Source organism: Vogesella indigofera (assembly GCF_028548395.1).
In the GTDB taxonomy this organism is placed as follows: domain Bacteria; phylum Pseudomonadota; class Gammaproteobacteria; order Burkholderiales; family Chromobacteriaceae; genus Vogesella; species Vogesella indigofera_A.
In genome coordinates this window covers 354,656-363,674 of record NZ_JAQQLA010000001.1, presented here as the reverse complement: position 1 = coordinate 363,674, position 9,019 = coordinate 354,656, and the positions used below count along the sequence as shown (strand labels likewise).

6 protein-coding genes are annotated in these 9,019 nt (G+C 60.9%); 4 read left to right on the top strand and 2 right to left on the bottom strand.

The genetic code is table 11. The features are described from left to right. Window positions 1-3,218 (bottom strand): YDG domain-containing protein (locus PQU89_RS01805; protein WP_272764343.1); only part of this gene is annotated, 3,218 nt, incomplete at its 3' end. Between the two features lie 467 nt (window positions 3,219-3,685). Then, window positions 3,686-4,300, bottom strand: a complete 615-nt coding sequence (locus PQU89_RS01800; protein ID WP_272764342.1) for a DJ-1/PfpI family protein — start codon at window positions 4,298-4,300, stop codon at window positions 3,686-3,688. Window positions 4,301-4,376: 76 nt separating this feature from the next. On the opposite strand from PQU89_RS01800, the gene PQU89_RS01795 reads away from it, so the two are divergent. The 4 genes from PQU89_RS01795 (at window position 4,377) to PQU89_RS01780 (ending at window position 8,950) form a co-directional block, all read left to right on the top strand. Then, window positions 4,377-5,726: an aminotransferase-like domain-containing protein gene (locus PQU89_RS01795; RefSeq protein ID WP_272764341.1), complete on the top strand. Its 1,350-nt coding sequence runs from the start codon at window positions 4,377-4,379 to the stop codon at window positions 5,724-5,726. Window positions 5,727-5,942: 216 nt separating this feature from the next. After that, a complete protein-coding gene (locus PQU89_RS01790) occupies window positions 5,943-6,917 on the top strand; it encodes a quinone oxidoreductase family protein (RefSeq protein ID WP_272764340.1) in 975 nt (324 codons plus the stop codon). After that, window positions 6,914-7,849, top strand: a complete 936-nt coding sequence (locus tag PQU89_RS01785; protein ID WP_272764339.1) for a LysR family transcriptional regulator — start codon at window positions 6,914-6,916, stop codon at window positions 7,847-7,849. Before PQU89_RS01790 ends, PQU89_RS01785 begins: the two co-directional genes overlap by 4 nt. A gap of 252 nt (window positions 7,850-8,101) precedes the next feature. Further along, entirely contained in the window at window positions 8,102-8,950 is an 849-nt protein-coding gene (locus PQU89_RS01780) for a hypothetical protein (RefSeq protein ID WP_272764338.1), read from the top strand. The last annotated feature ends 69 nt before the right edge of the window (window positions 8,951-9,019 follow it).

The following is a 9,019-nucleotide window of genomic DNA, read 5'->3' as shown; positions in this document are numbered from 1 at the left end:
CTGACGCTCTTGCCGTCGCCCACGTTCTTGTCGCCAAAGCTGCCGCTGCTTGCCGAGCCGCTCAGGCTGACGCCGTCACCTTCGTAGATGGTGCCCGCCAGTACCGCCGTACCGCTGAGGGTCGCCGCCAGCGTGCCGTTGTAGACCTTGTCATTGGCCGTCAGTCCGGAAACGGTCAGCTGCGCCGGGGTGATGTTGGCCGTCAAGGCAGTGGTCACACCGGCGATCTGGTAGTTGCCGTTATTCAGGCTCAGGCCGTCCAGGTTGGCGCTGACGCTCTTGCCGTCGCCCACGTTCTTGTCGCCAAAGCTGCCGCTGCTTGCCGAGCCGCTCAGGCTGACGCCGTCACCTTCGTAGATGGTGCCCGCCAGTACCGCCGTACCGCTGAGGGTGGCCGCCAGCGTGCCGTTGTAGACCTTATCATTGGCCGTCAGTCCGGAAACGGTCAGCTGTGCCGGGGTGATGTTGGCAATCTGGGTTCCACCCACAAAGGTGTAGTTGGATGCCAGACCACCATTACTGCCATTGCCAAGGCTCAGCCCGGTAGTTGTGACGACCTTGCCAGTACCGATATTCTTGTCGGCAACAGTCCCTTCACCACTCAACGTCAGTGTTTCCGAACCGACCAGATTCCCAAGGGTAAAGATGTTGTTGCCTACATGTGTCGAACCGTCATAAACACGCGCGCCAGACAGGTCTACCGAACGAGCGATGATGTCGGCTGTACCGGTAAGAGAAGTCCCTCCAGACAAACTGTAGTTAGCCGCATCGGTACCCGACAAGGTAATCCCGGTCACACTGACATTGAGGTCGCTGCCAGCATCTTTCTGTGAGAAATTACCGGCGGTATAGCTGAAGTTCACCGCATCGCCAGTGATAAACCCGACGGATGAAACCGCCGCATCCGTCGTGCCGTCATAGACCTTATTGCCGATCACGGCGCTGATCGACTTGGGTGTAATGCTGTAGGTACCCTGGTTGAAGTAACCCACCGCGTAGGTACCGGAAGCGTAGCTGCCAGGATTGCTGTCGTCCGGTGTCAGCGAGCTATAACTGCCGACGTTCTTGCTGGCGGTAGAAAAAGCCAGCGTGCCCAGATCGCTCACGTTAAAGCCGTTCGGTCCGCCCATCGTGCTCAAGACGACATTGCTGGCCGTGGCATTACCGTCATAAACCTTGGTGCCGTCACCTGTCAGCACATAGATCGCCTGTGTAGCCGGCGTTGTGACGTTGTATTGGGCAGAGGTGTAACTCTGGTTGCCCCCCGGAATGACCATGGTGCCACAATATGGGTAGCCAGGATGGCACGGGTTATTCTGGGTAAAAGCAGCGGCCTGATTGTTTCCGTTGATACGGAAAAGGTAATAAGCCACATTGGGGGCATAAAACTGTACTTGGGCCTGGCTGCCGTTATTCACCATACCCAGAGCCCCTTGGGAGTCCAGCGTGTTCCAGGCATCGACCACAATACCGCCCCGATTCGCGGAGGTTTTAAAGGTGGTGGTGGTGCCAGAGCCACCCTGGATGCCAAAACCGAATACTTTGGCATCCCCGGTACTCTTGCCACTGATGAAAATGTAGCCGCCACCGGAATCTATCGTGGCATTGGACATCACGTACACACCGGCCTTGGTCGCATCGTATGTACTGGTTGTTGCCTTGGATTGGCCATTAATGGTGATGTTTCCGCCACCTGACTGGATGGTAACTCCTGTCCCGATCTTTACTGCTGCGGAAGTCGTCGTCTGATTCAACGCGTAACCGATACCATACGATGTCGCCGTAGTCTGGTTACCGCCGGCCCCGCCGATCAGGATATTCCCGCCATTGGACGTCAGATCGGCGCCGACATTGACCCCACCGGTAGCGGAACCAGGATTGTTTGCCGCGCTGAGTTTGATGGCCAGCGCACCAGCCGTCGAGCTAATAGGCGCACTGATGATGATGCTGTTATCCGCTTGCAAGGTTAGAGCGGCACTACCGCCAGCCGACTTGGTAATCGCACTGGTGACAGTAATATCACCACTGTCGCTACCACTGCCCGTGCTGCCGTAAGCAGTATTGTTCGACTGGGTGGTGACCGTGACATTGGTACCAGTATTCAGCGCAGTAGCGATATTGCCGGCCGCCGTGGCGTTGATGGTGTAGTTGTATGGATCAATCAGCCAGCTGCCACCCTGGCCTTGCTCGGCGCCAGCATTCACTTGCAGGTCTTGAAGTGTCTGCACATTGGCAGCCGAAGTCTCAATGGCACCACCATCTCCTCCTTGTGGCGCACTGGCATCCAGCACCCCGCCCACATTCAGTGTGCCGACCTTCATATCGCCCAGCAGCAGGATCTCGCCTTTTTTACCGCTGGTAAGTGTTTGCGCACGCACCACGCCAGTGCTGTTGACGACAGCGCTACTTAGTTCGGTCAATGCCTTGGCCGTCAGGTAGACAAGCCCCCCATCGGCCCGAACCGCTCCGCCATTGGAAATGGCTGCATCCAATGCGCCTTGGCTGATCTGCAGTTTGACTGGGCCGCCCAGATCAAGGGTGACATCCGTCCCGGCAGCCAGTTGCACCGATCCGGCATCCGCAGTCAGCCAGCCCTCGTTGCTGACCTTGGCAGCGATCAGGGTGATCGTACCGCCCTTGCTACCATCACCAGCGGCGGTGATATTGCCTTGATTCACAATCGCATTGTTACTGCCTCCGGTCAGCTGGTAGTTGCCAGCCATAAAGTCAACCGTGGTCATATTTAAAGTGGATGCCACCAGACTACCCACATTGACCTGTGCCGTAGGGGAAAACAGTACGCCATTAGGATTGAGGAGGAACACTTTGCCGTTGGCGTTGATGGCACCCTGGATAACGGAAACATCGGAACCCAGCACCCGGTTCAGTGCAACGGCATTGGCATTGGGCTGTACAAAATTGACGGTATGGCCGCTTCCCACCGAAAAGCTCTGCCAGTCGACCACCATCTTGCTAGTTGCCTGGTTGACGGTCATGGTCTGGCCGGACTGGCTGATCGAACCGCTACCCGCGACGACACTGCCCCCCGTCGGCAGGGGGGCCGCGCCAGCAATGCCGGAGAACGCGAACGCTACCGCTGCGGCAACACCAGTAACAGAACGGCCGGATTTGGACTTCCCGTGCCGCTTGGCAATCTCAGTGACAACCTGCCATGTGTTAGTGACTGCATTCCAGATAACGATGTAAGCGCGGTTCATGAGCACCTCAAATGTCGCGTATTTTTAGCAAATGACATTTGAGCTGATTCCAAAAAATCAAACAACAAGAAACCAGTGAATAACTGATAAATATCACTATATTTTTTAACAAAAACTCTTTTTTAAAAGACAAAACAAGCAATTAATATAAAATCATCAGCCTTTTGATAACATATTTTTATTTTTGGGAAAAACATTAATGCCAATCGGCTTTAACGCGCATCAACAATAATCATGAGAATTAGTCCCCTCCGACCAGAGCCACAGAGTTCCGGGGATTGAGCAAGCGTGCCTTAGCTGCCACTTGTCCAGACGATGACTGGACACGCAAACCTTGCAGGGAGGAGGAAAACTGGTCACTGCAAAGTGGCCGCAGCAACCAAAAAAAACATTTCCCATATAAAATCAATCACTTGAAAAAATCACCAACAACGGCAATGACCATGCCAATCATGGGGTCGGCATCCCTACAAGAGCCGGGGTTGTGCACAGTACGGCGCGACATGCCGCATGGCGCGGGAGACGTAGTCCTCCTTCTCACCCACCGGCGCCACGTAGTGAAGGGCACTGCGGGCCGCCTCGACACCCTGCAACCGGGCAATCACCCAGGCGGCGAGATACGGTGAGGCGAGACAGCCACCGGCCGTGGCCACATTGCCGCTGGCGAAGAAAGGCTGCGGCAACACGCTAACGCCGGCCTCCTGTACCCAGGGCTTGGTGATCAGGTCGGTGCAGGCCGACACCCCGTCCAGCAAGCCAAGTTTGGCCAGTACCAGCGTGCCGGAGCATTGCGCGCCCAGCAGCTGCCGGGATGGATCAAACTGCATTTGCGCCATCAGCGCGCCATCCGCGACCACCTCCCGCGTCTGCATGCCACTGCCCACGATCACCGCATCCGCTTGGCTGGCCTCGGACAGTGAGATGTGCGATTCGAGCACCACCCCATTCATCGAACGGACTTTTGCGGTGGGGCTGGCGATCGACACACGCCAGCCGGGCGTCTTGATGCGGTGGAGAATGCCGAGCGCGATTAAAGAATCGAGTTCGTTGAAGCCGTCAAAGGTGAGGATAGCGATGTGCATGGTGCCGTCTTTCGGTACGAATCAGGTTGCGACGCCCCAGCGTATGCCCAACAATCAATACAATCAAAAAATTGTCATGGATATATTCCTTATGGCCCGGGCACGCTACAAACGATTGGTGGATACGTTGGCCGCAGACATCCGCGCCGGCCAGCTGCCACCAGGCACGCGGCTGCCAACGCACCGCCAACTGGCCGCCAAGGAAGGTATCGCGCTGGTCACCGCCACGCGGGTCTACGCCGAACTGGAAGCGATGGGGCTAGTCAGCGGCGAGCCCGGTCGCGGTACCTTTGTCAGGGACACCTCGCTGCCTGCCGGCCTTGGCATCGACCAGCACGCGCTGGCAGCCGGCATGGTGGATCTCAACTTCAACAATCCCGCCCTACCCGGCCAGACCGAGTTGCTGCGTGACGCCTTGCGCCAGCTGGCCGCCGCCGGTGATCTGGAGAGCCTGCTGCGCTACCAGCCGCATGGCGGTCGTCCACACGAGCGGGCGAGCGTGGCACGCCACCTGGCAAACCGCGGGGTGGCGGTCGGGGGCGAGCAGGTACTGATCGTCAATGGCGCCCAGCATGGGCTGGCAGTGACGGCGATGGCGCTGTTGCGGCCGGGCGATGTCGTCGCCACCGACGCCCTCACCTACCCCGGCTTCAAAGTACTGGCGGAGGCGCTGCACCTTGAACTGCTGCCGATCCCGGCCACCGGGCAAGGCCCCGATCTGGATGCGCTGGCACGGCTGTGCCAGCATCGCCGGATACGCGCCGTCTACAGCATGCCGACCCTGCACAACCCGCGGGGTTGGGTGATGAGTGCGGCGCAGCGGGAGCGGCTGGTATCGATCGCCCGCCGCCATGGCTTGCTGATCATCGAGGACGCCGCCTACGCCTTCCTGGCGGAAGCGCCGCCGCCACCGTTGGCCGCACTGGCCCCCGAGATCACCGTGTACGTTTCCGGCCTGTCCAAGAGCGTGGCCACCGGGCTGCGTGTCGGCTTCGTCGCCGCCCCGACCAAGTGGGTGCCGGCCATCGAACGCGCCATCCGGGCCACCAGCTGGAACACTCCAGGCGTGATGACCGCCATCGCCTGCGGCTGGCTCGACGATGGCACCGTCGCGCGGCTGGAAGCGGCCAAACGCGACGATGCGCAACGCCGGCAACTGCTGGCCGGCAGCCAGCTATCAGGGCTGTGCTACATCAGCCATCCGGCGTCTTATTTTCTCTGGCTACCGTTGGGCGAAGAAGTGCGTGCAGACCAAGTGGTGGCGGCACTGCAGCACGAGCAGATCTCGGTATCGACGGCGGAGCCTTTCGCCACGTCCACCTCCGTGCCGCACGCACTCCGCCTGGCGCTGGGCTCCGTCGGACTGGAGGCGCTGCAGCAGGCCTTGCAGAAGGTCAAGCATGTGATCAGTCGTTACACCTATTGAGTCGCCACCGGTTTGCTCAACGGCCGCGCTCGCGTTAGCCGCTGGTGCCCGGCCACCCCAGCGGCTTGCTGCCGGCACAGGCAAGAGACAGCCGCAATTACTGCAAATATTGCAGCAATGAAATGCAAAATTGCATCATTGTTCAATTCATTGAGCGTTCACATAATTCCAACCATCCGTATCAGAAGCACTCCCCCACACCGCAAGGAGACCACGATGGTTGCAGTTGTCCGCTTTCAGCAATTTGGCACCCCGGAAGTTTTGCAGATCGAACAAGCCGCCATGACCACACCGGGGCCGGGGGAGGCCTGGGTTGAGCAAGTCGCCATCGGGATGAACTATCTGGATGTGATGCAGCGCAATGGCGTGGTGAAAGTCCCGCTGCCCTCGGGGCTGGGGCTGGAAGGTGCCGGGCAAGTCACCGCCGTCGGTGATGGCGTCAGCAACGTCCGGGTGGGTGATCGGGTCGCCTATGCCAACGGCCCGCTTGGCGCGTATGCCAGTGGCCGGCTCTATCCGGCCGAGCGGCTGGTCAAGTTGCCGGACAGCCTGTCCTGTGAAGACGCCGCCGCGGTGATGTTCAAGGGGCTTACCGCCCAGTATCTGCTCAAGAGCACCTACCCCGTTGGCCCGGGCACCACCATGCTGCTCTACGGCGTGGCCGGCGGGCTGGGGGCGCTCATGGCGCAGTGGGCCAAGCAGCTGGGCGCATTCGTGATCGGTGTCGTGTCCCGGGCCGCCAGCGTGCCCAGGGCCGAGGCACTGGGCTGCGGTGCGGTACTGGTGTTCGACCCCGCGACACTGGCCGCCGAGGTTGGCCGCATTACCGGCGGCGGCAAGGTGGACGTGGTGTACGATCCGATTGGCAGGCTGTCGTTCGAGGCGTCGCTGGACAGCCTGCGGCCACGCGGTGTGATGGTGTCGTTCGGCGCGTCTTCCGGCGTGCCCGCAGCGGTTGAACTGGCCACCCTGAATGCCAAAGGCTCGCTGTTTCTCACCCGGCCATCGCTGGCCGCCCATACCGCCACTATTGCCGAATATCAGGAACGGGCGCAGGACGTACTGGCCGCCATCGACAGCGGGATCATTACGCCAGACATCTGGGGGTGCTACGCGCTGGCCGACGTGGCAAGCGCCCACGCCGACCTTGAGTCCGGACGCTCGTCCGGAGCCATTATTCTGAGACCATGATGCACGACTTGCTCGACAACCAGCACAGTGACGAAATCGCCGCCCTGCTCGCCGTGGCATCCGAAGGCTCGTTCGTGGCCGCCGGCCGCCTGTTGCAGCGCCACCCAACCGTGGTTTCCAAGCGGGTAGCGGCGATGGAGGCACGGCTGGGTATCCGGCTGATCGAGCGCACCACCCGGCAACTGCGCCTGACGGATGCCGGTGCGCAACTGGCTCAACGGCTACGCACCGCCATCGGCCTGATTACCGCCGCAGAGCAGGAAGCGGCATCCGGCGCAGCGAAAGTGCGCGGCGTGCTGCGTGTGGCCTTCCCGGCCGCCATGGGCCGGCAATGGCTGGCGCCCATGCTGCCAGCCTTTCTGGCTGCCCATCCGCAAGTATCGCTGGTGGCAGACTACAGCGAGCGCTTCGTGGACATCATCGCCGAAGGCTTTGATCTGGCCATCCGCATCGGTGAGCTGCACGACAGCCGCTTGATCGCCAGAAAACTGGGCGAGCATCGCCGCATCTTGTGTGCCTCTCCCGCCTATCTCGCGACGCACGGGGTGCCGGCCCAGCCACAGGAACTGGCTGGCCACAACTGTCTGCGCTTCAGTGGTTTTGCCACCTTTCCGCAATGGCAGCTGAGCAGTGGCGAGCAACAGCAGTCGATCACGGTCACTGGATCAATAACCAGCAATGACAGCGAGTCGCTGCTCGCCGCCACCCGTGCCGGGGTCGGTATTCTGGCTGCCGGCGAGTGGCTGCTGAGTCGCGATCTTGCCGCCGGCCGGCTACTACGCGTGCTGCCGGATTGGCAACTGGGCGCCGTGGGCGGCATCTACCTGGTGCGCCCGTCGGCCAAATTTGCCGCCGCCAGCACGCTCGCCTTCAAATCATGGCTGGAGGATCAATTCTCTGCCGGCCCGCCTTGGCAGCTTGGGGAGGCGTGATGAGTGGACTACCTAACTGGGAAATCACAGTTTGTGACCATGTTAGAAGCCGCGGCCTGAGGTGAAAATTGATGTATCGGCATATCTGCATTCGCGTATCGAGAACGATGCTTGCAGGCGGCCAGGCCGGCGCGATGGCCACCCACCACCCCGGGGCCTCCCCGGCCACCTCTTGCCGTGCCCCGTCACCACACGCCGCGACGGCTGAAATGGTGTACGCTAGCCGCCACGCACGATTGAAACCATGCATCCATGTCCAGCCGAAGCCTGAAAACGCCACCGAAAATCGACAAAACCGCCAGCGAGCCGGAGGCGATGCCGTTGCCGTCGCCGGAGGACGAGAGCCATCTCGCCGGCCGTTGCACGCCGCAGGCGGAGCAGCTGATTGCGCTGCTCGACAACGGAGTGCCGATCTACCTGTTCAGCCGCATCAGCAGCGGCCATACCTTCCAATCCGATTTTTTCCGCATCCAGTTCGTCACCTTCGCCCGCGCCGAGGGCAGCCAGTGGCTGCCGCTGCGCGGCGAAGCATCGGAATGGATGAACACCCGCAACTGCCTGCAGGTGGCGGTCGATCACCCGTCGCACACGGTGTCGTTCGGGCCGAAATCCGGCTTCAGCCTCAGTCCGGAAATCGCCGGTCTCGGCCTGTCCGGCTACGCCTACTCGCAGGCCATCAGCTGGCTGAAACAGCGCTACCCGGACTACCGCGTGCTACCCAGCGTGCTACCGGCGCCGGAGGCGGACGGCGAAGAGGCACGCGCGCACCGCAACAGCCGGCTGGCGGCGCACGGCTTCGATTTCGAGTGGGACGACGGCAGCCAGGTACACGGCCGCTACCACAAGGCCCGGGTGCGGCAGCTGATCAGCGGCTGGGACAACGAAAAGGTGGCCGAGGTGTCGCTCAACGCGCTGCTGACCACGTTGTCACGCCACGACGAGGAACGCGCCGAGCTGCAGCACAAGCTGCACAGCCTGCAGTCGCAGGAGCGCTCGCTAGAAACCTCGCTGCACAAGGAAAAGCAGACCAACCTGCTGCTGACCGGCATTACCTGCTTCGTGCTGATCTTCAGCCTGCTGGGCGCGCTCGGCTTCTACTGAGCATTCAAACGTTGCGGCCAACGTTGGCCGCAACGCCCCCTCTTGAAGCGTGTTCACGATCTCGCGCAC

Coding starts and splice junctions, on each gene's coding strand:
- PQU89_RS01800 (WP_272764342.1), bottom strand. CDS start 4,300: ATGCACATCGCTATCCTCACCTTTGACGGCTTCAACGAACTCGATTCT.
- PQU89_RS01795 (WP_272764341.1), top strand. CDS start 4,377: ATGGATATATTCCTTATGGCCCGGGCACGCTACAAACGATTGGTGGAT.
- PQU89_RS01790 (WP_272764340.1), top strand. CDS start 5,943: ATGGTTGCAGTTGTCCGCTTTCAGCAATTTGGCACCCCGGAAGTTTTG.
- PQU89_RS01785 (WP_272764339.1), top strand. CDS start 6,914: ATGATGCACGACTTGCTCGACAACCAGCACAGTGACGAAATCGCCGCC.
- PQU89_RS01780 (WP_272764338.1), top strand. CDS start 8,102: ATGTCCAGCCGAAGCCTGAAAACGCCACCGAAAATCGACAAAACCGCC.